This is a genomic window from Methylohalobius crimeensis 10Ki (genome assembly GCF_000421465.1).
In the GTDB taxonomy this organism is placed as follows: domain Bacteria; phylum Pseudomonadota; class Gammaproteobacteria; order Methylococcales; family Methylothermaceae; genus Methylohalobius; species Methylohalobius crimeensis.
The window spans coordinates 1,886,814-1,910,199 of sequence record NZ_ATXB01000001.1; the positions used below are offsets into that span (position 1 = coordinate 1,886,814).

25 protein-coding genes and 1 pseudogene are annotated in these 23,386 nt (G+C 56.8%); 15 read left to right on the forward strand and 11 right to left on the reverse strand.

All coding sequences use genetic code 11. The features are described from left to right. Positions 1–52: 52 nt before the first annotated feature. From H035_RS0109435 to H035_RS0109450, 4 genes and pseudogenes are all read left to right on the forward strand, one after another. A complete protein-coding gene (locus H035_RS0109435) occupies positions 53–802 on the forward strand; it encodes a class I SAM-dependent methyltransferase (protein ID WP_022948734.1) in 750 nt (249 codons plus the stop codon). 219 nt (positions 803–1,021) lie between these two features. Continuing rightward, positions 1,022–1,312 carry a nucleotidyltransferase family protein gene (locus H035_RS0109440; protein WP_022948735.1) on the forward strand — a complete coding sequence of 97 codons (291 nt, stop codon included), beginning with the start codon at positions 1,022–1,024 and terminating at the stop codon, positions 1,310–1,312. A gap of 37 nt (positions 1,313–1,349) precedes the next feature. Beyond that, positions 1,350–1,661: pseudogene (locus H035_RS19040) on the forward strand (HepT-like ribonuclease domain-containing protein). Beyond that, the gene (locus tag H035_RS0109450) at positions 1,658–2,008 is read left to right on the forward strand and encodes a hypothetical protein (RefSeq protein WP_022948736.1); all 351 of its coding nucleotides are present in this window, start codon (positions 1,658–1,660) and stop codon (positions 2,006–2,008) included. The pseudogene H035_RS19040 and the gene H035_RS0109450 overlap by 4 nt, the downstream one beginning before the upstream one ends. 56 nt (positions 2,009–2,064) lie before the next feature. Here the strand turns inward: H035_RS0109450 and H035_RS22595 are convergent, their stop codons facing one another. Next, positions 2,065–2,199, reverse strand: a complete 135-nt coding sequence (locus tag H035_RS22595) for a hypothetical protein (RefSeq protein WP_022948737.1) — start codon at positions 2,197–2,199, stop codon at positions 2,065–2,067. A gap of 46 nt (positions 2,200–2,245) precedes the next feature. Here H035_RS22595 and H035_RS0109460 point away from each other — a divergent pair, with 46 nt between their 5' ends. The 9 genes from H035_RS0109460 to H035_RS22755 all read left to right on the forward strand — a co-directional run bounded on the left by H035_RS0109460 (position 2,246) and on the right by H035_RS22755 (position 9,298). Further along, positions 2,246–2,584 carry a type II toxin-antitoxin system RelE/ParE family toxin gene (locus H035_RS0109460; RefSeq protein WP_026596462.1) on the forward strand — a complete coding sequence of 113 codons (339 nt, stop codon included), beginning with the start codon at positions 2,246–2,248 and terminating at the stop codon, positions 2,582–2,584. Beyond that, a complete protein-coding gene (locus H035_RS0109465) occupies positions 2,581–2,862 on the forward strand; it encodes a helix-turn-helix domain-containing protein (RefSeq protein ID WP_022948739.1) in 282 nt (93 codons plus the stop codon). Before H035_RS0109460 ends, H035_RS0109465 begins: the two co-directional genes overlap by 4 nt. Before the next feature lie 242 nt (positions 2,863–3,104). Then, entirely contained in the window at positions 3,105–3,716 is a 612-nt protein-coding gene (locus H035_RS19045) for a class I SAM-dependent methyltransferase (protein ID WP_268741931.1), read from the forward strand. Between the two features lie 428 nt (positions 3,717–4,144). After that, the gene (locus H035_RS0109475; RefSeq protein WP_022948740.1) at positions 4,145–4,342 is read left to right on the forward strand and encodes a helix-turn-helix domain-containing protein; all 198 of its coding nucleotides are present in this window, start codon (positions 4,145–4,147) and stop codon (positions 4,340–4,342) included. Further along, positions 4,339–8,205, forward strand: a complete 3,867-nt coding sequence (locus H035_RS0109480) for an N-6 DNA methylase (protein WP_022948741.1) — start codon at positions 4,339–4,341, stop codon at positions 8,203–8,205. Before H035_RS0109475 ends, H035_RS0109480 begins: the two co-directional genes overlap by 4 nt. An 8-nt stretch (positions 8,206–8,213) precedes the next feature. Then, a complete protein-coding gene (locus H035_RS22465) occupies positions 8,214–8,813 on the forward strand; it encodes an AAA family ATPase (RefSeq protein WP_022948742.1) in 600 nt (199 codons plus the stop codon). Further along, positions 8,810–8,995, forward strand: a complete 186-nt coding sequence (locus H035_RS0109490; RefSeq protein WP_022948743.1) for a hypothetical protein — start codon at positions 8,810–8,812, stop codon at positions 8,993–8,995. The genes H035_RS22465 and H035_RS0109490 overlap by 4 nt, the downstream gene beginning before the upstream one ends. A gap of 11 nt (positions 8,996–9,006) precedes the next feature. Next, positions 9,007–9,153, forward strand: coding sequence for a hypothetical protein (locus H035_RS22190; protein ID WP_200861539.1), 147 nt, complete (start codon positions 9,007–9,009; stop codon positions 9,151–9,153). A 19-nt stretch (positions 9,154–9,172) separates the two neighbouring features. After that, positions 9,173–9,298 carry a Fic family protein gene (locus H035_RS22755; RefSeq protein WP_407635336.1) on the forward strand — a complete coding sequence of 42 codons (126 nt, stop codon included), beginning with the start codon at positions 9,173–9,175 and terminating at the stop codon, positions 9,296–9,298. A 50-nt stretch (positions 9,299–9,348) separates the two neighbouring features. On the opposite strand, the gene H035_RS19050 is transcribed toward H035_RS22755, so the two are convergent. The 3 genes from H035_RS19050 to H035_RS0109510 all read right to left on the reverse strand — a co-directional run bounded on the left by H035_RS19050 (position 9,349) and on the right by H035_RS0109510 (position 15,037). After that, complete coding sequence (locus H035_RS19050; RefSeq protein ID WP_022948745.1) at positions 9,349–12,870, reverse strand: acyl-[ACP]--phospholipid O-acyltransferase; 3,522 nt, start codon at positions 12,868–12,870, stop codon at positions 9,349–9,351. A gap of 254 nt (positions 12,871–13,124) precedes the next feature. Continuing rightward, complete coding sequence (locus H035_RS0109505) at positions 13,125–14,507, reverse strand: L-serine ammonia-lyase (RefSeq protein ID WP_022948746.1); 1,383 nt, start codon at positions 14,505–14,507, stop codon at positions 13,125–13,127. 326 nt (positions 14,508–14,833) lie between these two features. After that, the gene (locus H035_RS0109510; protein ID WP_022948747.1) at positions 14,834–15,037 is read right to left on the reverse strand and encodes a hypothetical protein; all 204 of its coding nucleotides are present in this window, start codon (positions 15,035–15,037) and stop codon (positions 14,834–14,836) included. 229 nt (positions 15,038–15,266) lie between these two features. On the opposite strand from H035_RS0109510, the gene H035_RS0109520 reads away from it, so the two are divergent. Then, positions 15,267–16,331: an NAD(P)/FAD-dependent oxidoreductase gene (locus H035_RS0109520; protein ID WP_022948749.1), complete on the forward strand. Its 1,065-nt coding sequence runs from the start codon at positions 15,267–15,269 to the stop codon at positions 16,329–16,331. Positions 16,332–16,833: 502 nt separating this feature from the next. Then, complete coding sequence (locus H035_RS22200) at positions 16,834–17,742, forward strand: L,D-transpeptidase family protein (protein ID WP_051149768.1); 909 nt, start codon at positions 16,834–16,836, stop codon at positions 17,740–17,742. Here H035_RS22200 and H035_RS19060 read toward each other — a convergent pair. From H035_RS19060 to htpG, 7 genes are all read right to left on the reverse strand, one after another. Next, positions 17,697–18,077: an exosortase system-associated protein, TIGR04073 family gene (locus H035_RS19060; RefSeq protein ID WP_022948750.1), complete on the reverse strand. Its 381-nt coding sequence runs from the start codon at positions 18,075–18,077 to the stop codon at positions 17,697–17,699. The genes H035_RS22200 and H035_RS19060 overlap by 46 nt on opposite strands. Positions 18,078–18,172: 95 nt before the next feature. Beyond that, positions 18,173–18,868 carry an SDR family oxidoreductase gene (locus H035_RS0109535; RefSeq protein WP_022948751.1) on the reverse strand — a complete coding sequence of 232 codons (696 nt, stop codon included), beginning with the start codon at positions 18,866–18,868 and terminating at the stop codon, positions 18,173–18,175. A gap of 84 nt (positions 18,869–18,952) precedes the next feature. Continuing rightward, entirely contained in the window at positions 18,953–19,534 is a 582-nt protein-coding gene (locus H035_RS0109540) for a superoxide dismutase (protein WP_022948752.1), read from the reverse strand. 215 nt (positions 19,535–19,749) lie between these two features. Then, positions 19,750–20,043, reverse strand: a complete 294-nt coding sequence (locus H035_RS0109545; protein WP_022948753.1) for a hypothetical protein — start codon at positions 20,041–20,043, stop codon at positions 19,750–19,752. Between the two features lie 27 nt (positions 20,044–20,070). Further along, positions 20,071–20,967 carry a DUF3014 domain-containing protein gene (locus H035_RS19065; RefSeq protein WP_022948754.1) on the reverse strand — a complete coding sequence of 299 codons (897 nt, stop codon included), beginning with the start codon at positions 20,965–20,967 and terminating at the stop codon, positions 20,071–20,073. A 138-nt stretch (positions 20,968–21,105) separates the two neighbouring features. Further along, on the reverse strand, positions 21,106–21,321 hold the full coding sequence (locus H035_RS0109555; protein WP_022948755.1) for a YgaP family membrane protein: 216 nt from the start codon (positions 21,319–21,321) through the stop codon (positions 21,106–21,108). A gap of 91 nt (positions 21,322–21,412) precedes the next feature. Next, positions 21,413–23,317: a molecular chaperone HtpG gene (gene htpG, locus H035_RS0109560; RefSeq protein WP_022948756.1), complete on the reverse strand. Its 1,905-nt coding sequence runs from the start codon at positions 23,315–23,317 to the stop codon at positions 21,413–21,415. Positions 23,318–23,386 lie beyond the last annotated feature (69 nt).

Below are 23,386 nucleotides of genomic sequence, written 5' to 3' on the forward strand. Positions count from 1 at the left end.
CGTTATTGCCCCTGCCATGGCACAGAAGCATTGATCAAGAAAGAAAACTGGTATGGATGATTTCCAACTACTCATAGACCTCCACCGACCTGCCGAACGGCAAGGACCCGGCGGAAAAGCTGAAACAAAACAGGCGCTGGAACTGGCCGGACTCGACCGATCGCGCCCATTGAAGATCGCGGATATTGGCTGCGGCACCGGCGCATCGACCATTACCCTTGCCAAGGAGCTGGATGCCGACATCACCGCCGTGGACTTCTTGCCGGAATTCCTCGACGAGCTTCAATCCAGAGCCAACGACCATGGCGTGGCGGACAGGATCACCACGCTGAACTGCTCCATGGATGCCCTGCCATTTGAGGAAGGTGAGTTCGACGTGATCTGGTCCGAAGGGGCCGTCTACAACATGGGTTTTGAGGCCGGGGTATCCGTCTGGAGCCGATTCCTGAAGCCCGGGGGAAAGCTCATCGTTTCCGAGATCACCTGGCTCCGCGCCACGAGACCGGCGGAGCTCCAGTCCCATTGGGAAATTGAGTACCCGGAGATCGATCTCGCTTCGGCAAAGATCGGAATCCTTGAGCGGCATGGCTATAGCCCGCAAGGTTACTTTGCCCTGCCGGTGCATTGCTGGCTTGAGAATTACTATCGCCCCCTACAGAGCCGATTTGATGCGTTCCTTCAGCGGCATGGCCGAAGCGATCAGGCCAAGGCTGTCGTCGAAGCGGAACAGCACGAAATTGCCCTTTATGAAAAATACCGTGACTACTACAGCTACGGCGTTTATGTGGCAAAAAAGGTGTGAGGCATGACGACTCGGCAGTGGTTAAATTTTTCGTGCTGGCTTCCATGGGATTCACATACCGGAACGATTTTGAATCTGTCGGAGATACCTCGAACCCTGAGTTGCATGCCGCATAGCGGATGTAATATTACCGAACAGTTTTGAATGGCTCTTGTGCGCCCCACGCTTTCCGGTGGGCAAAGGCTCAAAAAATGAATAGGACCGTTTGGAGGTTGAACGATGAACAGACAGCGAGCCCTTGAGCTGTTGAGCCACAGCAAGCCGGAGCTGCAGGTCCGTTTCGGCGTGACCCGGCTGGCCCTGTTCGGCTCCACCGCCCGTGACACGGCGACCAGCGGCAGCGATGTCGATGTGCTGGTGGCCTTCGACGGTCCGGCCACATCCAAGCGTTATTTCGGAGTGCAGTTCTATCTGGAGGACCTACTCGGTTGCCCGGTCGACCTGGTCACCGAAAAGGCCCTGCGGCCAGAACTGCGCCCCTATATTGAACAGGAGCGGGTCAATGTCTGATGCCAGCCAGCGCGAATGGCGCTTCTACCTCGACGACATGATCGACTTCGCCGGAAAGGTACTCGCCTACACTGACGGCATCGATCAGGCCGGTTTCGTGGCCAGCGGCCTGACCTACGACGCTGCCCTGCGCAACCTGGAACTGATCGGTGAAGCCGCCACCCATATCCCGGACTAAGTCCGCGCCGCCCATCCTGAAATCCCCTGGCGGATGATCATCGCCACCCGCAACCGCCTTATTCACGGCTACTTGGGCATCGACGACGACACCCTGTGGAGCATCATCCAAGATGACGTGCCTGAACTGCTGCCGCTGCTCAAGGCACTGAAAAACGAGGCGCAGTCATGAAACCCGGCAGCGTCAAGATTGTCGACCGCGTCTCCGCCATCGAGGCATCAAGCGATTGGCAGTTCTCCACCGGCCGCCTGATCGGTGAAGGCTTCGACCATCCGCCGCTCGACACGCTGGTGCTGGCCATGCCGATCTCCTGGAAGGGAACCTTGCAGCAATACGCCGGACGCCTACACCGGGAACACGTCGACAAGCAGGATGTGCGCATCTACGACTATGCCGAGACTGATCAACCCCGGCTTGCCCGCATGTGGGACAAACGCCAGCGCGGCTATAGGGCCATGGGATACGAGATCAAACCGATGGAGACCGTAGTTTTAGGAAACGGCACGAACCTAAAATAAGACGAGCTGCTATTTTATGTTCGTGAGCCCATCGCCAGCAGAACGCCAGATCGGCACTACTTGATCAGATCCACTTGATCCACCATCTCCATCACAAATCGGGCCAGATGATCTTCCGGCAGATAGTCCTGGATGCTCGGTGGAAGCAAATAAGGGGTGTCGCGATCTACGGGGACAAACTGGACAGCCATATTTTCGCCTATCGAAAAATATACAAAATTTTGTATAATTAACCGCATGCCGAAACGCAAACCACTTAGTTTTCTTGGAAGCGCCCTTTCAGATCTTCGAAGTTTTCCAGCGGCGCCTAAACAAGAAGCCGGTCACCAGCTCGACCAAGTGCAACGAGGACTTGATCCGGACCACTGGAAGTCGATGAATACGATAGGCCCGGGTGTTCGGGAAATTCGGATTCAGGATGCCGAGGGTGCGTTTCGTGTGATCTATATTGCCAAGTTCGAGGAGGCCATCTATGTTCTGCATTGCTTCCAGAAAAAAACCCAGAAGACCAGTAAAGCAGACCTCGATCTTGCGAAAAGGCGATACCGAGAGTTGATCAATGAGGTGAGACGGTGAGTAACGAGACGTTTGAAAGTGTGTGGGATGCTCTTGAAGACACGGTGGCGGAAGCGGAAAGCATGAAGCTCCGGTCGAGCCTGATGATCGTGCTCAAGCAGCACATAAAGCAAAAAGGTTGGACCCAGGCGGAAGCGGCCCGGCGACTCGGGATCACGCAACCACGTGTTTCGGATCTCATGCGTGGAAAAATTCAGCTTTTTGGCCTTGATGCCCTAGTGAACATGGCGGCATCCGCGGGATTGCATGTCGAGTTGCAAGTCTTGAATGCTGCATGAAAAATCTCGAACAAGTACCATCGCGGGCATGCGGTGGAAATTTGTGGAGATGGCGTTATTGCCCCTGCCATGGCACAGAAGCATTGATCAAGAAAGAAAACTGGTATGGATGATTTCCAACTACTCATAGACCTCCACCGACCTGCCGAACGGCAAGGACCCGGCGGAAAAGCTGAAACAAAACGGGCGCTGGAGCTGGCCGGACTCGACCGATCGCGCCCATTGAAGATCGCGGATATTGGCTGCGCACCGGCGCATCGACCATTACCCTTGCCAAGGAGCTGGATGCCGACATCACCGCCGTGGACTTCTTGCCGGAATTCCTCGACGAGCTTCAATCCAGAGCCAACGACCATGGCGTGGCGGACAGGATCACCACGCTGAACTGCTCCATGGATGCCCTGCCATTTGAGGAAGGTGATTTCGACGTGATCTGGTCCGAAGGGGCCGTCTACAACATGGGTTTTGAGGCCGGGGTATCCGTCTGGAGCCGATTCCTGAAGCCTAGAGGTAAACTCATCGTTTCCGAGATCACCTGGCTCAGCGCCACGAGACCGGCGGAGCTCCAGTCCCATTGGGAAATTGAGTACCCGGAAATCGATCTCGCTTCGGCAAAGATCGGAATCCTTGAGCGGCATGGCTATAGCCCACAAGGTTACTTTGCCCTGCCGGTGCATTGCTGGCTTGAGAATTACTATCGCCCCCTACAGAGCCGATTTGATGCGTTCCTTCAGCGGCATGGCCGAAGCGATCAGGCCAAGGCTGTCGTCGAAGCGGAACAGCACGAAATTGCCCTTTATGAAAAATACCGTGACTACTACAGCTACGGCGTTTATGTGGCAAAACAGGTGTGAGGCATGACGACTCGAAGGGGGGAGAAAATTGTTTCTCTGGTCGGGTTGGCGGAAAGTGGTTGATACTCTTCATGATTCCGTCAAACAGGTCGTTGATGCTTATGGTCGGTCGCTCCTCGTTGTGAATTTTGATTGCTTCCCCGCTTACTTACCGGAGAGACGGAGACAAGTCCGCAGGAGAGCGGATTTGGACGTCCCTGAGGACGCCCGCAGGGTGAGCGCCATGGATGGCGCGAATCACAGTGTCGGGCGTCAGCTGATTTTTTTATGCTGGCTTTCTGAGGGCTTACTTACCGGGTGGCGTTGGGATGTGTCGGAAAAATCCCGCAACTGGTCAAATTTCCTGTTTTCTTCTTGTCTTTATAGATGGCCAGGGTTATTTTTCTTTATCAATTTTTTACTACGAATCTCTTCCGAACGGTGAGGTCATGGATACATACGACAAATGGCTGACCATTGATGAACTGGCGGGCTACATCAAGATGAGCAGGACCAAGCTCTACGGCATGGCCCAGCGCGGCGAGGTTCCCGCTTCCAAGATCGGCAACCAGTGGCGTTTCGACCGGGAGGAGATCGATCAGTGGATGAAGGCGCACGGGACCGGCAAAGGGGGAATCAAGGAATGATCAGTCAGGACAATTTCATCGCGCTGCTGGACTTCCTCGGCTTTGCCAAGAATAAATCCATTTACAGCAAGACGATTGGCGCAACCTCTTTAAGTGTCGATGTCACCAAGCAGACCATCCATTACCCGGAGTCTGACGGGCTGGTCGTGAACGAACGCCAGACCTGCAACTTTACGGCGAATGAGAACTTTGTGGTGTTCGAGTGTGTTCATCGTCTGCTGGACAAAGGCTACAAACCGGAACACATCGAGCTGGAGCCAAAATGGAAGCTGGGCCGCGGCGCCAGCGGCGGCCGCGCCGATATTCTGGTCAAGGACAATTTCGGCAAGCCGCTGCTCATCATCGAGTGCAAAACTGCCGGGGCCGAGTTCAAAAAAGCCTGGAACAAGACCCTGCAGGACGGCGACCAGCTTTTCAGTTACGCACAACAGATCAGCGAGACCCAGTTTCTTTGCCTCTACACCTCGGATTTTGAAAACGCCGAACTGAGCTACCAGAGCCATATCATCGCCCACCGCGACAACGACCAGTATCTGGTCGCCAATCCGCACTTCAAACCCTTCCGCAGCGTCACCGACGTCAAGGAGAGATTCGCGGTCTGGCGCGATACCTACAAACTCGACTTCACCACCAAGGGGATCTTCGAGGACAACATCCAGCCCTACCAGATCGGCAAGGACAAGTATTCCTTGGCTGATCTGCACGCCATTTCCGCCTCGGATCAGCAGAAGAAATATCATGAGTTCGCGACCATTTTGCGTCAGCACAACGTATCGGGCCGGGAAAACGCCTTCGACAAGCTGGTGAACCTGTTTCTCTGCAAGCTGGTGGACGAGATCGAGAACCCCGACGACCTCAAGTTTTACTGGAAGGGTGTCGCCTACGACAGCCATTTCGATCTGATGGATCGCCTGCAGCAGCTCTACCAGTCGGGCATGGACAAGTTCCTCGGCGAGGACATCACCTACATCAATCAGAACGATGTCAATAACGCCCTGCGCTTCATCCGCCAGAATCCGGACGCCACCCAGCGGGCGGTGTGGAATCTGTTCATTCAGCAGAAGTTTTTCACCAACAACGACTTTTCCTTTATCGACGTCCACAACGAACGGCTTTTTTACCAGAACGCCGACGTGCTGCTAAAACTCCTGCAAATGTGGCAGGACATCCGCCTGACCAACCCCAACGGCCACAACCAGTTTCTCGGCGACATGTTCGAGGGCTTCCTCGACCAAGGCATCAAGCAGAGTGAGGGGCAATTTTTTACCCCCATGCCCATCTGCCGCTTTGTCCTGATGAGCCTGCCACTGGAAAGCCTGGTGCGCGACAACCCCACGCCGCCCATGGCCATCGATTACGCCTGCGGCGCGGGCCATTTCCTCACCGAACTGGCCTTGCAGCTTCAACCCCTGCTCAAACAGCACAAGCCCCAGGCCAACCCGGCCGAATACCACAAATCGATGGTCGGCATCGAAAAGGAGTACCGGCTCTCCAAGGTCGCCAAGGTATCCGCCTTCATGTACGGCCAGCAGGGCATCCAGGTCTGCTACGGCGATGGCCTGGTGAACAGCCACGAGGCCTTTCCCGACATCCGCGACGGCCATTTCGACCTGCTCGTCGCCAATCCGCCCTACAGCGTGCGCGGCTTTCTCGAAACCCTGCCCGAGGAGGAGCGCAAGGCCTATTCGCTCACCGACACCATCAACGACGCCGAGACGGCCAACAGCATCGAGACCTTCTTTGTCGAGCGGGCCAAGCAGTTACTGAAGAGCGACGGCGTGGCCGCCATCATCCTGCCCTCGTCGATCCTCTCCAACGGCGGCTCCACCTACATCCGCGCCCGCGAAATCCTGTTGCAGTATTTCGATATCGTCGCCATCGCCGAATTCGGCAGTGGCACTTTCGGCAAGACCGGCACCAACACCGTCACCCTGTTCCTGCGCCGCAAGCCGACCCAGCCCGACACCGCCGAGCACTACCGCGAACGGGTGGAGGAATGGTTCAAGGGCTGCGCCGCCAGCAAGCGCAAGCAGGCGATCTACAAGGACGGCCACCTGATCGAGCAGTATTGCGCCCATATCAATGTGCCCCTGGCCGATTACCAAAGCCTGCTGCGCGGTGAGACGGAGGGAAGCTGGAAGCCGCAGGAGCATTTCCAGCCCTATCACGACAAGTTCGACAGGAGCACCGAGCTGGTCAACCTGCGCAAGCAGAAGAAATTCAAGGCCCTAAGCAAAGCCGAACAGACGGCGGAGATCGCCAAGCGCTACCTGGCCTATGTGCAGTCCATCGAGCGCGACAAGCTCTATCACTTCTGCCTCGCCTCGGATCAGAGCAACCCGGTGCTGATCATTCGCAGTCCGTCCGGAACCAAGGAGATCAAGCAGTTTCTCGGTTACGAGTGGAGCAGCGCCAAGGGGGATGAAGGCATCAAGCTCATCGAGGACGCCGCTGGCCGCCACATCACCGCCCTGTACGACGGCCCGGACCACGCCAACCCGATGCGCTTTACCCGCGCCAACCCGGCCAAGCTCAGCGGCCACATTGCCGCGAATTTCGATGGGACACTTGGGACGATTCCGGCTGAATTGAGCGAGGTGGCCAACCCGGCACGGTTGGTGGATATGCTGGATTTTTCCCAAACAGTATTCGAAAAACAGTTCTCGCTTGTAGTCCGTGCCAGCCTCACGTCCGTCACAAAGTGGCCGCAAATGCCAATCCGACAGGTTGCGGTGTTGAATCCGCGAAAGAGTGAGTTGAAAGGTGTTTCTGCCTCAACAGAAATATCTTTCGTTGAAATGGCCTCTGTGAGCGAGGATGGTTTTATCACCGGTGCGGTCCCTAGAAAACTTGGAGAAGTATTGAAGGGCAGCTACACCTACTTTGCCGAGGACGACATCATCATTGCAAAGATTACCCCTTGCATGGAAAACGGCAAATGCGCACTTGCAAGAGGATTAAGCAATAAGATCGGGATGGGAAGCTCTGAGTTTCACGTCATTCGTGCGGATAAAGGAAAGGTTCTTCCTGACTATGTTTTCGGCTACTTGAATAGAGCGGAGGTCAGGAAAGTTGCCGAGAAAAACATGACTGGTTCAAGCGGCCACCGACGAGTCCCTGAATCGTTCTATGCCGACCTGAGAATCCCGGTACCGCCCCTCAAGGTTCAATCGCAAATTTGTGACGACTTCACAAAGGTTGACAAAGCTGTTCAATCTGCAAGAACCAAGATCGCCAGCACGCAACAATCTATCGAACTACTTGTTGAGTCCATCTACGCCTCCACCGCCCCCCGCATCGAAATCGCCAAGCTGAGCACCAACATCCAATACGGCCTGAACGAGAAGATGAACGAGGCCGGTATCGGCTACAAGATTTTCCGCATGAACGAGATCATTCAGGGGCGGATGGTGGACAACGGCGCGATGAAGTGCGCCGACATCAGCGCCGAGGAGTTCGCCAAGTACCGGCTTAACAAGGGCGATTTACTTTTCAACCGCACCAACAGCATCGAGCATGTCGGCAAGACCGGCCTCTTCGATCTGGACGGCGACTACTGTTTTGCCTCCTACCTGGTTCGCGTGGTGCCCGACACCAGCAAGATACTGCCGTTGTTCCTCGTCAAAATGATGAATTCTCCGGCCTATCAAGCTGAGGCCAAGGGCAAGGCTTCAAAGTCGATCAACCAGTCCAACATTAACGCCACCGTGATGAAAAACATCAAGGTGCCGGTTCCCTCCCTGGCCGAACAGAAAAAATTCGTCGCCAAGGTCGAGGATCTGGAAAAACAGATCACCGAGGCACAGGCCATCATCGACACCGCCCCCGCCCGCAAAGAGGCGGTGATGAAAAAGTATCTGTGAGGGGTGACATGAGCGCGCAACGAAACGACAATACCAACCCCACCTGCTGGATCATCGCCGGGCCCAACGGCGCGGGAAAAACCACCTTCGCCTTGGAGTACCTGCCGAAGGCTGCGGGTTGCACCCATTTCATCAACGCCGACCTGATCGCTGCCGGGCTCTCGCCGCTGGCCCCGGAGCGGGAGTTGCTGGCCGCTAGCCGTCTCTTTCTGCGCGAGATCGAGGAACGCATTACAGCCCACGAGAATTTCGCCTTTGAAACCACCCTGGCCGGGCGTACCTATCTGCGGCTGGTCGAGCGGTTGCGTGCCGATGGCTGGCGGGTGGAACTGATCTATCTAGCCCTGCCCAGCGTCGAGATGTCCAAACTGCGTGTCGCCGAACGGGTCGCCCACGGCGGGCACAACATCCCGGTGGCGGATGTCGAACGGCGCTTTCCCCGCAGCCTGCGCCATCTTTTGAACGATTTCAGCCATCGCGTCGATAGCTGCACCTGCTTCATGAACAACGGGGAAAGCCCGGTGCTGGTTTTCGAACAGCGCGACAGTGAACGCGATATCTTGCATGACGACTTCTATCAGCTTCTGCTTGAGGAGGCCAAACAATGACTACCAAACGAAAAACCACGCCATCTCCGGAAGGGCTGCGGCAGTTGGAAACGCTGCGTCAGGCCGTCGGCAAGACGCTGGAGAAAAAGCGCCGGTTGGGCCAGTACTCCGTGACATGGCAGGATGGCAAGCCGGTCGTGAAGGGTGAGGATGCGCCGGGTGCGAATGACAACGCTCATTGAATGGTGAGCTTATGAGCGTCTACCAGCCGCCCTACACCATCACCCCCGAGATCCTGAACCGGGTCGCCGCGATCAGCGAGGCCATCGGGCGGCTGACCGTGCTCACCGATGATGACGCGGCAATAGCTCAAAGAGGCGCTTGGGCTGAAAGACGATGAGCATTTCCGCAAGGCCTATCTGCTCCCCGCTTTGGATTCCGGACTGATTGAAATGACCATCCCCGACAAGCCGTGCAGCAGCAAACAGAAATACCGACTGACCGACAAGGGACGCCAGCGACTGGCGCAGTTTGGCGGTGGATAACTTGCGACAAACTCTCGCGACACGGCCTGTGAGAGCGAGCTGTGTCAAAGCTACGACGAGGGATATGACATCTTGGGGGGAAGGCCGAGCACGTCGAGTTCATCGAAATTGCACGAAAAATGCGCGTGGTCACGGCAGGACGACGCCACCCATTGTTTAACGACACCGAAATCCGTTTTGCCGCTTCCGAGTTTGGGAATGGCTGCCAGCGTGATCACTTCCGACGGGATCATCAATGGATTGCATTTCGATTCAAGCAAACCGGTTCTCAACGCATCGAACGAGATTGGTCGGGTGACCGCCAAAACCACCCGTTCGCCTTTTTTGGGATCCGGGCGGTTCACCGCCACGAGATCCGTTTCCGGATCGTGCAGTACGGATCGAACCGCTTGTTCCACCGCCCCGAGACTGACCATTTCCCCGCCGATTTTGGCGAACCGTGCGTATCGATCTTCGATGGTCAGAAATCCGTCCTCATCCAAATGGCCTTTGTCGCCGGTTCGGTACCAACGGCGCCCATCGATTTCGATCAAGGCTTCATGCGTTTTTTCGGATTGGTTCAGATAACCTTGCATCACTTGAGGGCCGGCAATCAAAACCAGACCGCCCTCCCCGATCGAACACGCTTTCAAGGTCACAGGGTCCACGATTTGGAGGCTCGTTCCCGGAAGCGGCAAACCGACGGTTCCGGATTTGGCGCCTTTTTGCGCTTTCCAGGAAGCGGCGTCCAGGCGATCGGGAATATTGACCGCGGCAACCGGCGAGGTTTCCGTGGCGCCATAGCCTTCAAAAACGGGTCGGTTGAATTTCAACCGGAAGGCTTGCTCGGTGTCGGGATTCAATTTTTCGGCGCCGCTCACCACAATTCGCAAGGATTCGAGCATCAAGGGATGGATGCGGGGATTTCGGGCAAAAAGCCCCAAAAAGGTGGGGGTGGTGCAAAAAATCGTGGCCCGGTGTTCGGCGATCAGCTTGGCGATCTTAGCGGTATCGGAGGGATCGGGGTGGCACACCACCGGCATGCCTTCGACCAGCGGCATAAACGTCGTCACGGTGAGTCCGAAAGCGTGAAACAGCGGCAAGGCGTTCATCACGACATCTCCGTGCTCCGTATTCAATACATCGGAAGTTTGCTTCAAATTCGCCATCAGATTGCGATGACTCAAAACGATACCTTTGGGTTTGCCCTCGCTGCCACTGGAAAACAGGACCGTCGCCGGTGAATCGATCGAAACCGGCGCCGCATGCAGCCATTTGAGCACCCATGCCGGAAATGCCCGCACCTGAAGGAAGGTGGTCAACCATTGGAAGGTTCCGATCCGGGCGAAGATGTCCTCGAGATAGGATATTTCGAGGTCTTGAAAGAGTTCTTCCGACGAGAATCCCTTCCTGTCGAGGCGCTTCAAAAACGATCTCGCGGTGATCACCCGTTCGATGCCGGCCTGTTCGAGGGCTTCCTTCAACGCTTTTTTGCCGGCGGTGTAATTCAAGTTGACGGGGGTTTTCCCGGCCATCAGCGCCGCAAGGTTAGCAATAATTCCGGCCGCGCCGGTCGGCAGCAACAAGCCGATCATTCGGCCGGAAAGCGTTTTTCTAAGCCGTCTCGAAACACACAGCACGGAGATCAGAAGCCGGCTGGATGTCAGACGCTTTCCGGTCGAATCGACGACGCCGATCTCCGAAAGGGCCCGTTTGGCCGTCTCCATCCAGGCGACGTGCAGGAGCGGCAGCTTTTCCGTGTAGATCTCCCAGGCATCGGTGGACAATGCCAGAATGCGTTGCTTGACGACTTCGGCCCGAACTGTCTTCGGTAACGGTTCACCGAACACGACCGTCACATCGTATTTTCCATTGACCCTCCGCTGCCGTTTCAATTTATCGCTCGACCGGGAAAACCGGCTCCCCCAAAGTCCATGCAAATAAAAAGGCAGGACCACGGCGTCGGTCCCTTCGAGGGCCTTTTCGAATCCGCGCTGAAAGGCATTGAGATGCCCGGTCCGGCTGATGGTGCCTTCCGGAAACAGGCAGACCACTTCGCCTCGATTGAGCCGTTCGGTGACTTGGGAAAGCGCGGATTTGGCACCCCGATCGGAAATGGGAATCACCCCGAACCGGTCGAACAGCCATTTCAGATACCACTTTTCGTAAATGCTTCGAATCATCACGAATCGAATCGGGCGCGGACTGACGATTTGGAGGAGCGCCCAATCGATCCAACTGATGTGATTGCCGAGCATCAACACGCCGCCGGATTCCGGGAGATGCTCGAACCCGAGCACGTCCACCCGGTAACGCCGTTGGATCAGGCAAGTCACCGCGATACGAATCAAGGATTGCGGAAGCTTCCAAAGGGTGTAGAGCGCGCTGATCGAGGCAATGATCGTCAGCGAGGCAAACAGGCCGGTGCTGCCGGCGCCGACCGTCACCAACATCGCCGAGGCGGTGAGAAACCCCAGCATCGCCACGTTTTGGATGAAATTGTTGCCGGCCAGGATGCGGCCGGAATCATGGGAGTGCGCATGGAATTGAATCAGCGCATTGAGCGGAATGACCAAAAGACCGCCGAAAATACCCCAGACGGCGAAATTCAAAGCCTGCCACAGGGGATCATGCAGCACGGGAAGCAGTGAGAGCGTCACCACCACCCCGAGGGCGCCGACGGGAATCAAACCGGTCTCGATGTGTCTTTGAGAACTTTTCCCGGCAATGACCGAACCGATGATGATGCCGATGCCGGCGCACGCCATCAAACCCTGGACGACGGCGGCATTCGTGATAGCCAGTGCATCCTTGGCAAAGGCGGGAAAAGCGGCCAAAACGACCTGGGAGATCCCCCAAAAAACCGCCAGGCCCAAAACGGGCAGGAAGACCTGTTCGCGATCGAACAAGGTTTTCAGGTTGCCACGCAGGTAGCGGCCACAAAGATAGTCCCGGAAATTGAAAGCAAGCGCTGCGTCGACGGGTTGTTTTTGGGGTAGCCGGTAAGCGAGAAGCGCCTCGACGACGGCAATGGCGAGTAAGCTCCATCCCAGGGGGGCGATGTGTTTCAGGACATTGGTTCGAGTGAAGGATTCGACCCCTTCCAAAAGATTTTCGAACGGAATCGAGTACACCAACACGCCGGTCAAAATGGCCGTGATGGTGACCGCTTGAACGTACCCGTTCACGGAGGCCAGGTGCTGCTTGCCGACCAGTTCCTTGATGTAACCGTATTTGGCCGGAGAGTAAACGGCGCTTTGGACCGCCAGCAGGAAGGTCATGGAGAATGCCGGCCAAAACCAGCCGAGGTAATAGAACACGGTAATCAAGCCGACAAGACCGATCGCAACCAACGCGCTCTGGCGTAAGACGCGGTTTTTGGGGTATTTGTCCGACAAGTACCCCGACGGCGAAAACAACGCCACGAACGGCACCAGGATCAAAGCGTTGACGGCTGCCGTCAGAACGATCTGCGTTTGCCCCTCGTAAACCTTGAAAATCGTGTTCTGAATCAGAATTTTGTGGCCGAGATCCACAAATGCATTCAGAAACACAATGACCAGATAGATGAGCAAAGCCTGTTTGTTTGGCATTTTTGTATTCATATTGAAGACTCAACGGGTTAAAACTTGCACTCACAGTTGAGTCTTCAAAAAACACGCCAAGACATTCCTTCTTGCCGCTCTCAATAAATACAATCACTTGCAAGACGACCCCACGCACCCTTCATTTTGGAATGCGCAATTTATGCATATATACCAAACAAAATTTGTACTCAACACAGATAAAACCTGCGAGGTGGAAAATATCAAAGATAACGGTCCGGAAGGGGGAATAATGCCCTCCATCAACACTCGATTACATTGACCGCGAGTCCGCCTCGTGCGGTTTCCTTGTATTTGGATTTCATGTCGGCGCCGGTCTGACGCATGGTTTTGATCACCTTGTCGAGCGAGACGAAATGGCTTCCATCTCCCCGCAAAGCGATGCGCGAGGCGTTGATGGCTTTCACCGCCCCCATGGCGTTGCGTTCGATGCAAGGCACCTGAACCAAGCCGCCGATGGGGTCGCAGGTCAATCCCAGGTTGTGCTCCATGCCGATTTCCGCCGCGTTTTCCACCTGCGCCGGCGACCCGCCCAGCACTTCGGTCAGCGCCCCGGCGGCCATGGAACTGGCCACCCCCACCTCGCCCTGGCAGCCGACTTCGGCGCCGGAAATCGAGGCGTTCATTTTATACAGCATGGCGATGGCGGCCGCGGTGAGGAGGAAGCGAATGACCCCGGCCTCGTTCGCCCCGCTGCAGAAACGCGTGTAATAATGCAGCACCGCCGGGATGATGCCGGCGGCGCCGTTGGTGGGCGCGGTCACCACGCGCCCCCCGGCGGCGTTTTCCTCGCTCACCGCCAGGGCGAACAAATTGACCCAATCGAGCGTTCCCAAGGGAGCGGCCGAAGCAAGTTGGGCGTCGCTGCTTTGCAGTTGCCGGTATATGGCCGGGGCCCGGCGTTTGATCTTCATGCCGCCGGGCAAGATGCCGTCCCGCCGGCAGCCTTTCTCGACGCATTCCTGCATCGTATACCAGATATGGCGCAATCCGTTTTCGATTTCCGCCTGACTGCGCCAGGTTTTTTCATGGGCCAACAGGATATCGCTGACAGCGCAGTTACGGGTGCGGCAGAGTTCCAGCAGATCTCTTGCGCTGCGGAACGCACAGGGTGCCTGGTCGCCTGCCCGGTCCGGAAACCCTTCGGCGAGCATTTTTTCGTTCACCACGAAACCGCCGCCGACCGAATAAAATTCCTCGGCGCGAATTTCCCTGCCATCCGCATCCCACGCCGTACAACGCATGCCGTTGGGATGAAAAGGCAATTGTTTGCCGCGGTGGAAAATCAGCTGCTTGGAATCGTCGAAAGGAATTTCTTTCGCCCCGCGCAGCCGAAGCAGGCGTTTTTTCCGAATGACGGCGATCCGGCCGTCGATGGTTTCCGGATCCACCGATTCGGGCATCTCCCCTTCCAGGCCCAGCAGTACCGCCTTGTCGGTCCCGTGGCCCCGACCGGTATCGGCCAAGGAACCGTACAAATCGATAGTGAGTGAAGCCAAGCGGCCGGTTAGACCGGCCTCCGACAGCGAGCCGGCAAACTGATATGCCGCCCGCATGGGTCCCACGGTATGGGAACTGGAAGGACCGATGCCGATTTTAAACAGGTCGAAAATGCTGATGTGCATGAGGGTCTCGTCGATAAAATGGCCGGAAGCGGCTCAAGTAACTTTCCTTCTTCCGCTAGAGGGAGAGGGCGCTTTTGCGACACCGTTACCAACTGGAGAGAAAAACAATGACATTTGCGATCACCCCGACCCTCACACGAATCTTGAAAGAGTTTAAACCAGGGACAAACGTTTCGGGCGTAGGTTTCGAATATTTTAGGCTTTGTCGCCGCCGTGCTCCGGGCAAAAAAAAGCTCCGATCCAATAATTGACCGGAGCATTCTCAGTAGGGGCTGGATGGAAGCCACGAGGAGGCAATCGCCTTGGCGATATTCGGATGTTGGTAACTATTTATTCGGAAATTCGTCCAACGCACGCGCTTTGACCAACTGCAGAGCGGTATTCTCGGAATACCAGAGCAATGACAACGGATCTTGCCACTGCACCACCTTTTCCCCCAGATAAAGACATCTTCTGCGTTGCCAGCGGTAGCTGCTCAAAACGAGCTGATTGAATTGCCGAACGATCAGATTGTGAATGAACGCGAACATAGCTTTCCCCTTTGGTCGAATAACAAAGCCCGAAGGCACTGCTCATCTCCTCCCGGAAAACCATTATGCTTGTGAATAATTTAAAACAATATCCGTGCCATCGGCCCGAGCGACCGTTCGACGGGTTTCCGGTCCGGTGGCCGGCCTTTTTACGCCCCATCCATGCACCAGAATTCAGCACGATGAATCGAAATAGCGCAATCGCTTTCGAGCGAATGGAAATCGGCCCGTGACTTACGATGTCTTGATCCTGGGCCAAGGTTTGGTCGGCAGCCTCCTGGCTTGGCGGTTGATCCGCGCCGGATTGACCGTATTGGTGGTGGACGGCGGCGGGAATAACGCCTCCCGGACGGCGGCGGGATTGGTGACGCCGGTGACCGGAAAGCGTTGGGTCAAAACGGTCGGCGTCGATACCGCCTTGCCCGAAGCGCGCGGCGGTTACAAGGACTTGGCCCAAGACCTGACGTGTCGGGTTTGGCATGAACACCCTATCCTCCGTCTGTATCGGAACCAATCCGAACGCGACCAGGCCCGAAAGCGCCGCCGGGAAGCCGACTACCTACCCTATTTGGGAGAGGAAATCCCCCCCGGAACCGCCGGCTGGAACCTGGCCGACGATTACGGCGGCTGCTGGCTCAAAGAAGCCGCTCATCTGGATACGGAAGTGCTTTTGGATCGACTCCGGGATTGGCTGCAAGCACGCGGCGCTTATCTGGGCCGACGAATGGACTACGCCGCCCTCGCCATGAGCCAAAGCGGCATCCGATGGAACGATCTGCACGCGGATCGGGTGATTTTCTGCGAGGGCTGGCGGGGCGTTGACAATCCCTGGTTCGGCGCATTGCCCTGGCAGCCTTCCCAGGGGGAAATTCTCACCCTGGAAAGCCGGACGCCCTTGCCGCCTTTTCCGGTTAACGCCGGCTGCTGGACGCTTCCTTTGGGCAAAGGACGTTTTCGCGTCGGCGCCACCTACCGCTGGCAGCCCTTGACCGAAGACGTTTCGGAAAGCGCGCGCAGACGTTTGTTGGCCGGTCTGAACGCTTTGTTTCGAAAGCCGCTTCAAGCGCAGGTCATCGTACAGAGGGCCGGCATTCGTCCCAATACTTTGGATCACCAACCCTTCGTCGGCCGCCATCCCCGCCACTCCCGCTTGCTGCTGTGCAACGGATTCGGTTCCAAGGGCAGTCTCCTGGCGCCCTGGGCGACCCGCTGTTTGACCGAATATCTGCTCAGCGAGGTCCCCTTGCCCGCCTCCATCGATCTGAGACGCTATCATGCACGTCTCGCTGACTGAACGGGACCCTAGAGGAAGAAGAGGCGGATGCGATTTCCGCATGGCTCGCCAGCCGATCCGTCGATTTGTTAAGCTGACGGATAATTTATGATTCGACACGCGATGAATCGATATTTTCTTGTCTGGCTGGCGCTCCTGTTGAGCCTGAGCGGCTGCCAGTCCCTCCTGCCTCGATTCGGGGAAATTTCGCCGGAATCGCTGGAAACCGAGCATTTCCATGTTTCCCAACACGACCGATCGATCGGCCGAATCGCCCACATCTCGGTCCGGGAAGGCGACACCCTGGCGGATATCGCCCGCCATTTCGGCATCGGACTCCAGGCCATCCGCGATGCCAATCCGGGCATCGATCCGTGGCTTCCGCCGGCCGGCGAAGAAATCCTATTGCCTTTGGCGTTCATCCTGCCCGACGCCCCGCGAGAAGGGATGGTCCTGAATCTCCCGGCGATGCGCTTGTTTTATTTTCCGCCCGACGATTCGGGGGGCGGTCTGGTCCTATCCGGTGGGAATCGGCCGCGAGGACTGGGAAACCCCGCGCGGCAAGACGCGAATCGTCCAGAAAAAAGCCGATCCGAGCTGGTTCGTGCCGGCCTCCATCCGCCGCGAGCACGCCCGCAAAGGCGATCCCCTCCCCCGAGTGGTTCCGCCCGGTCCCGACAATCCCTTGGGCAGTCATGCCCTGCGCCTGGGCATGCCCGGCTACCTGATCCATGGAACCAACAAGCCTTATGGGGTGGGGTTGCGCGTCAGCCACGGCTGCATCCGCCTCTACCCGGAGGATATCGCCGCCCTGTTTCCGCAGGTGCCGGTGGGAACCCCGGTCGCCATCGTGGACCAACCCTACTTGATCGACCGGCTGGGGGACGAAATTTATCTCCAGGTCTACCCGCCCTTGCAAAGCGACAGCAAACGCTTGCACGCCCTGAAACAGGCAGTGATCCGCGATCTGCGCGAGATCGAACGGGCCTCCGAAGTGTCCGTCGATTGGGAAAAAGTCGATCGAGCCATCGCCGGTAGCCACGGGATTCCCCTGCCCGTGGGCGGGCGATCCCTTGCTTGGCAAGCCTATCTGGAACGGACGCCGCGGCTTTCCCATCCGTCCTCTTGGCGGGGCGATTACCAACCTCCCGCCGCGGACCCGGGTTGGTATCTGGTGGTCGATGGGGTATTTTCGGAGTCGAACGCCCGGCGGCTGGTCGCCATGCTCAAACACCAAGGACCGCCCCTTCCCGCCCGGTTGATCCGTACCGAAGCGGGGGAACGAGCCATGATTGGCCCTTACGGGAACAAGACGAAGGCCAAGACCATCCAGCGCCGCTTACAGCTGGATCTGGATCTGGCCACTCGCCTGCGTTTCAGGCAAAGCTATTCCGCCTTGTCGTCGGTATCGAGGCGGAATGCCGGTCCGTAGCTGGTATCGGCGTCGAAGTTGTCCCAAACCATCGGAGGCTGTGGCACCGGCTTGGTGGGAACGTAAAACGTCAACACATCGATGGTGCCGGTAATCGCCCGCCCGCCGGTATTCACCAAACCTTTGGCAAAGCCGCCGGTGATACCGAATATAAAGTTGGTTTGGTTGTAGGTATTGATCATCGTCTTGGGGACTTCCAACCAAGAGGTGACGATATTGGCCGCGCCCATCCCCAGCTTACGGCCCGCCTTGGCGCCGTAGTTTTCCTCCGCCATCGCGCTTCCGACGCCGATCCCCACCACCACGCTCAATAAAACACCCCGGAACCAATTCATAGGTTGTCTCTCCCGATCGTGATTTCCTACGGCAAAGCCGCTCTTTCGTTTCAAATTACTCCTTTAACCATAGAAAATTCCGACCGGATTGCAACTCACCAAGGCACGTTTTTGCCGCTGTAGTCCACAAAACGGCCGGAATCTTCCAGGGTGAAGCCCTCGATTTGCCGATTCATGCCTCGAACGCTCTCTTCCGGTGAGATCAGGGCATTGGGACCGCCCATGTCGGTTTCCACCCAGCCGGGATGGAAGATCAGCACCCCGACGCCTTGGGGACGCAGATCGATGCTGATGCTTTTCATCGCCATATTCAGGGCCGCCTTGCTGGAACGATAGAGAATCGATCCGCCGCTGGAATTGTCGGCGATACTTCCCATCTTGCTGCTCAATGCAACCATCAACTTTCGATCGCTTGCCACCACGTGCGGCAAGAAGGCCTCGCACATTTTCACCGTCCCTTGCACGTTGACTCGAAAGACTTCCTGCCATTTTCGATGATCCAGCTTGCCGAATCCCCGCCCGCGCTCATCGCCGTAGATGCCGGCGTTATTGATCAGAAGATCGATCGGTTCGGCGCGCAAATCCGCCGCCAATTGATCGATCCGCTCGAAATCGCTTATATCCAGTGGATGGATATACAGCGCATCGAAGCGGTTCGTCAAGGCTTGCAGATCGCGGGCTTCCCGGGGCCGTCGACAGCAAGCCAGCACCCGCCAGCCCGCTTGGAGATATTGGCGGACGAACTCCAATCCGATGCCGCGATTGGCGCCGGTCACCAAGACTGTGGGCATATGTTTTTCCTCCTATATCGAATAAAAACGCCTCCAAGGTTTCCCTTGAAGGCGTCTCGTTTGACCCAAATTCCGTAGGACGGATCAGCTGGCCAAATTCTGGTTGGCAAACTCCCAGTTCACCAAATTCCAGAAATTCTCCACGTATTTGGGCCGGGCGTTGCGATAATCGATGTAATAGGCGTGTTCCCAGACGTCGCAGGTCAGAAGCGGAGTTTTACCGTCGGTCATGGGATTGCCGGCGTTGCTGGCCTGGACGATTTCCAGCTTGCCGTCGGCGTTTTTCACCAGCCACGCCCAACCGGAACCGAACAGAGTCGCCGCGGCTTTGGAAAAGGCTTCCTTGAAGGCGTCGAAGGAACCGAAATCCCGATTGATCGCATCGGCGATCGCCCCCTGAGGCGCTCCGCCGCCGTTGGGCGAAAGGCCGTTCCAATAGAAGGTGTGGTTCCAAACCTGAGCGGCGTTATTGAAAATCGGTCCGGAAGCCTTGCGGATGATGTCTTCCAAGGACAGGTTTTCGAATTCCGTCCCCGGAACCAGATTATTCAGGTTGGTGACATAGGTGTTGTGGTGCTTGCCGTAATGGTATTCCAAAGTTTCCTTGGAAATGTAAGGTTCCAAGGCATCCATCGCATAGGGCAATGCCGGCAGTTCGTGTTTCATTAGATATCTCCTTTGGTTATTATTCACAGGAAGTAATTACCCTGCACCGTACTCGGAAATAGCTACTTTAACATTGCGCCCGGGACAAATAAAGCATTCCTGCGGCGTTCAGTCTCGGCGCAGTATGACTTGCTCGAGAATCCTCCCGCATTGAGGCAACGTCTAACCGACCTCAAGTGTAAAAAACCAACGCTTATAGTCAAGGGCGGAATGCATCAATCGGTTTTTTCCTCGCTCCAAAGACGCAGCAGATGGTACTTGCGTAGCCACCAAGCTGCCAGCAAACCGATCGCGACCCCGGCATAATGGACGAGCATCCCCATCGTCACGCTGCTGTGGTGAAGCGTCTCCATGAATCCGGTATTGGCAAACCAGCGCCAAAGGAACATCGCCACATAGTAGACGGCCGCTCCGATGGCGCCCCATTTAAAGGGTTCCGGATGACCGACCCGATCCGCCGAGCGGTAAAACCAGATCGCCACCAAAATCGCAAGAAGCCCGCCTAGCATATTGAGTCTCCTCAGAGGATTATTTTCTCACTCGTTCTTCAGAAGTTTTCCCCGCACCAGCCCCAGCTTATGCTTGATCATGGTGGCGTTGACCGGCCCCATCCGCAGCAATTGTTTTTGGGCGTCGCTCAAGGCCTCCAGCTTCGGATCGGCGTATTTGTACATCACCGCCGGTTTGACCAGGCCTATCTCTCCCCGCGGTTGCGGCGTCTGCAGTAGATGCTCGATCGCCGACAGCAGCACATCGTCGAATTTCGTGTCGGGCCGGCCGATCTGGGCATAGACCTGATCGATCAGGGGTTTGAGATGCTGGTACATGCGCCAGGCCAAATCGATGTCCCAACCGTCCACTGCTTGGGCGAGTTCGTCGTAACGGTGGTAACCGGCCGGATCGATCACGTAGCCTTCCTCGGTTTCTTGCACCGCAAACGGCGTCTGCGGGGCCCAAAACGGAAAGAGTTTACGCGGCACCCGACCTTGGGCGACCTCGCTGACCAAAACCACCCATTTGCGCAATAGATCGGAGGTTTCATTCAGCCAGTCCATGAAAAGGGGATAGGGGTTGGCAAGCGGCAACTGCTCCCGCAACCAGGGGTCGCTTTCGGCCTGGGACTCCGGCGCAGGCGGCAATTCGACCGTGGTGTCTTCCCTGGGCACGAACTCTTCCGAAGGCCCCTCCCGAGCCGCTTCTTCGGAGGGAGAGACGGGTTCGGAAACGCCGGGTTGAATCGGCCCGGTCGTTTCCGCCGGGGACGTTTGAGGGGCTTCCTCCTCACTCATGATGGAAGCCTGTTGCGCCTGGTAGGAACGCCACAAAATGACGCCCGCGACTGCCAATAGAATCAATATGGCGAGGATCCACAAGAGTTTACGCAAGGGAGAAGCGCTCACATCGTTTTTTTGTTTGGATAGATCGTCTGGCATCTCGGGTTCCTATGTGGCTCTTAGTTAATCGTACCCCACCCAGGCCAATCCCATGAGAGGTAAAATGCATTGAGTCATTGAGTGGCAGGCCCTCCTTGGCCTCCAACAAACATACTAAAGCGCTTTTTCGTCAGTCGCCTACTTTTCCGGGCCTTGGGATTCTTCGGCTTCACAAGTGTTGATGTGCAACGGCGCATAGCCGGGACACCAACGCAACACCGCCGTGGCGATGGGAAGGAGCCCGATCGCCCCCCACCAACTTTTAAAGTACAGGCCTACGGCAACGATGGCTACCCCGGCGATAATCCGGATCATACGATCCTTGCTTCCCACATTGGGTTGCAGTTTCAACATCGTAGTCACCTCCTCGATGGAGTTCAAATTATAATGGCCGGGCCTTGACGACCCGGCTCGAATTATCGCTCGGTTTGATCCCCCGCGGCAATCACTTAGCGGCGGTCAAGGTATCTTGCAACAACCGGTTGAAGCGGCCGACGAAGGAAGCGGGGTCCTCCAGCTGCCCGCCTTCGGCCAGCACCGCCTGATCGTAGAGGAGCCAAGCCAAATCCTCGAAACGCTGTTGCTCGGGCGCATCCTGCAATCGCTTGACCAGGGGATGTTTGGGGTTGAGCTCGAACACCGGCTTGCTGGCGGAGAAAACCGGCTGTCCCGACGCCTTGAGGATGCTTTCCATGCGCCGGCTGAGGGCGTTGTCCTCCAACACCAGGCAGGCGGGAGAATCGGTCAATCGGCGGCTGAGTTTCACATCCGCCACCTTGTCGCCGAAGACTTGCTTGATCTTGGCGAGGGTGTCGGCGAACCCCTGTTCCACCAGTTCGTGAGCCTTGTCTTCGCCCTCGTCGGCCAGCTTGCCCAGGTCCAAATCCCCTTGCGCCACCGACTGAAGCGGCGTGCCCTCGAACTCCGACAAATGTCCCACCAGCCATTCGTCCACCGGGTCCCAAAGCAGCAGCACTTCGATGCCCTTCTGCTTGAGAATCTCCAAATGGGGGCTGTTCTTGGCGGCTTGATAACTATCGGCTACCAGATAATAGATTTTCTCCTGGCCTTCCTGCATCCGCGCCACATAATCCTGAAGGGAAACATTCTGGCCCTCGGAATCGTCCCCGGTGGAAGCAAAACGCAGCAGCTTGGCGACCCGATCGCGGTTCTTCGAATCTTCGATCACCCCCTCCTTGAGCACCGGTCCGAACGCCGCCCAGAAGGTTTGGTATTTTTCCGCATCGTTCTTGGCCAGATCCTCCAACTGCCCCAGGACCTTCTTCACCGCCCCGGCGCGAATCCGGTCCAAGGTGCGGTTTTCCTGCAGGATTTCCCGGGATACGTTGAGAGGCAAGCTGTCGGAATCGATCACCCCGCGCACGAAACGCAGATACCGGGGCAGTAATTTGGGATCTTCCATGATGAATACCCGGCGCACATACAGCTTCACGCCGTGGCGCGGCTCGCGATCCCACAGATCGAAGGGTGCTCGGCGGGGAAGATACAACAACAAGGTGTATTCGGTGGTTCCCTCCACCCGACTATGCAGATAAGCCAATGGCGCTTCGAAGTCGTGGGCGACGTGTTTGTAGAACGCCTCGTAATCCTCGGCGGAAATGTCTTCCCGGGATCGGGTCCACAAGGCCGAAGCCCGATTGACCACTTCTTCCGCTTCCTCCTTGGAGCCTTCCGGTCCTTCTTTTCGCATCACGATGGGCAGGGGGATGTGATCGGAGAATTTCTTGACGATCTCCTGCAATCTAAACCCTTGGAGAAACTCGTCTTCGTCCGGACGCAGATGCAGGGTCACCGCCGTCCCCCGTTCGGGTTGGGTGACGGATTCGATGGTATAGTCCCCTTCTCCCGCCGATTCCCAGCGCACCCCCTCTTCCGCCGGCACGCCCGCCTTGCGGGTCTCCAAAGTCACCCGGTCGGCGACGATGAAGCTGGAATAAAAACCCACCCCGAATTGGCCGATCAATTGGCTGTCCTTGGCTTCGTCCCCGGTCAGGGATTCGAAGAAACGGCGGGTTCCGGAGCGGGCGATGGTGCCGATGTTTTCCATCACTTCCTGACGGGTCATCCCGACCCCGTTATCGCGCACCGTCACCGTGCGGGCTTCGGGATCGTAATCGACCCGAATTTTCAATTCGGAGTCGCCTTCCAACAAGGACTCATCCGACAAGGCTTGGAAGCGCAGCTTTTCGGCCGCATCGGCGGCGTTGGAAATCAGTTCGCGCAAAAAAATCTCCTTATTGCTGTATAAGGAGTGAATCATCAGCTTCAACAGCTGAGTGATTTCCGTCTGAAAACCGACGGTCTGTTTGGACTGGACTGTCTCGTTCATGCTTTTCCGTTCCCTAATCTGTTCATCCGATAAACGACGAGGGGCCACTGGCGTGGCCCCGGCCGTCTA

Excerpts from the sequence above, each read along its gene's own strand:
- H035_RS22190 (WP_200861539.1), top strand. The coding sequence starts at position 9,007 with ATGAGCGTCTACCAGCCGCCCTACACCATCACCCCCGAGATCCTGAAC.
- H035_RS0109510 (WP_022948747.1), bottom strand. The coding sequence starts at position 15,037 with ATGTTCGCGTTCATTCACAATCTGATCGTTCGGCAATTCAATCAGCTC.
- H035_RS0109435 (WP_022948734.1), top strand. The coding sequence starts at position 53 with ATGGATGATTTCCAACTACTCATAGACCTCCACCGACCTGCCGAACGG.
- H035_RS0109450 (WP_022948736.1), top strand. The coding sequence starts at position 1,658 with ATGAAACCCGGCAGCGTCAAGATTGTCGACCGCGTCTCCGCCATCGAG.
- H035_RS0109505 (WP_022948746.1), bottom strand. The coding sequence starts at position 14,507 with ATGCACATCAGCATTTTCGACCTGTTTAAAATCGGCATCGGTCCTTCC.
- H035_RS0109555 (WP_022948755.1), bottom strand. The coding sequence starts at position 21,321 with ATGTTGAAACTGCAACCCAATGTGGGAAGCAAGGATCGTATGATCCGG.
- H035_RS22465 (WP_022948742.1), top strand. The coding sequence starts at position 8,214 with ATGAGCGCGCAACGAAACGACAATACCAACCCCACCTGCTGGATCATC.
- H035_RS0109480 (WP_022948741.1), top strand. The coding sequence starts at position 4,339 with ATGATCAGTCAGGACAATTTCATCGCGCTGCTGGACTTCCTCGGCTTT.
- htpG (WP_022948756.1), bottom strand. The coding sequence starts at position 23,317 with ATGAACGAGACAGTCCAGTCCAAACAGACCGTCGGTTTTCAGACGGAA.
- H035_RS0109490 (WP_022948743.1), top strand. The coding sequence starts at position 8,810 with ATGACTACCAAACGAAAAACCACGCCATCTCCGGAAGGGCTGCGGCAG.
- H035_RS22595 (WP_022948737.1), bottom strand. The coding sequence starts at position 2,199 with ATGGCTGTCCAGTTTGTCCCCGTAGATCGCGACACCCCTTATTTGCTT.
- H035_RS0109535 (WP_022948751.1), bottom strand. The coding sequence starts at position 18,868 with ATGCCCACAGTCTTGGTGACCGGCGCCAATCGCGGCATCGGATTGGAG.
- H035_RS19065 (WP_022948754.1), bottom strand. The coding sequence starts at position 20,967 with ATGCCAGACGATCTATCCAAACAAAAAAACGATGTGAGCGCTTCTCCC.
- H035_RS0109440 (WP_022948735.1), top strand. The coding sequence starts at position 1,022 with ATGAACAGACAGCGAGCCCTTGAGCTGTTGAGCCACAGCAAGCCGGAG.
- H035_RS0109460 (WP_026596462.1), top strand. The coding sequence starts at position 2,246 with ATGCCGAAACGCAAACCACTTAGTTTTCTTGGAAGCGCCCTTTCAGAT.
- H035_RS0109540 (WP_022948752.1), bottom strand. The coding sequence starts at position 19,534 with ATGAAACACGAACTGCCGGCATTGCCCTATGCGATGGATGCCTTGGAA.
- H035_RS0109545 (WP_022948753.1), bottom strand. The coding sequence starts at position 20,043 with ATGCTAGGCGGGCTTCTTGCGATTTTGGTGGCGATCTGGTTTTACCGC.
- H035_RS19060 (WP_022948750.1), bottom strand. The coding sequence starts at position 18,077 with ATGAATTGGTTCCGGGGTGTTTTATTGAGCGTGGTGGTGGGGATCGGC.
- H035_RS19050 (WP_022948745.1), bottom strand. The coding sequence starts at position 12,870 with ATGCCAAACAAACAGGCTTTGCTCATCTATCTGGTCATTGTGTTTCTG.
- H035_RS0109475 (WP_022948740.1), top strand. The coding sequence starts at position 4,145 with ATGGATACATACGACAAATGGCTGACCATTGATGAACTGGCGGGCTAC.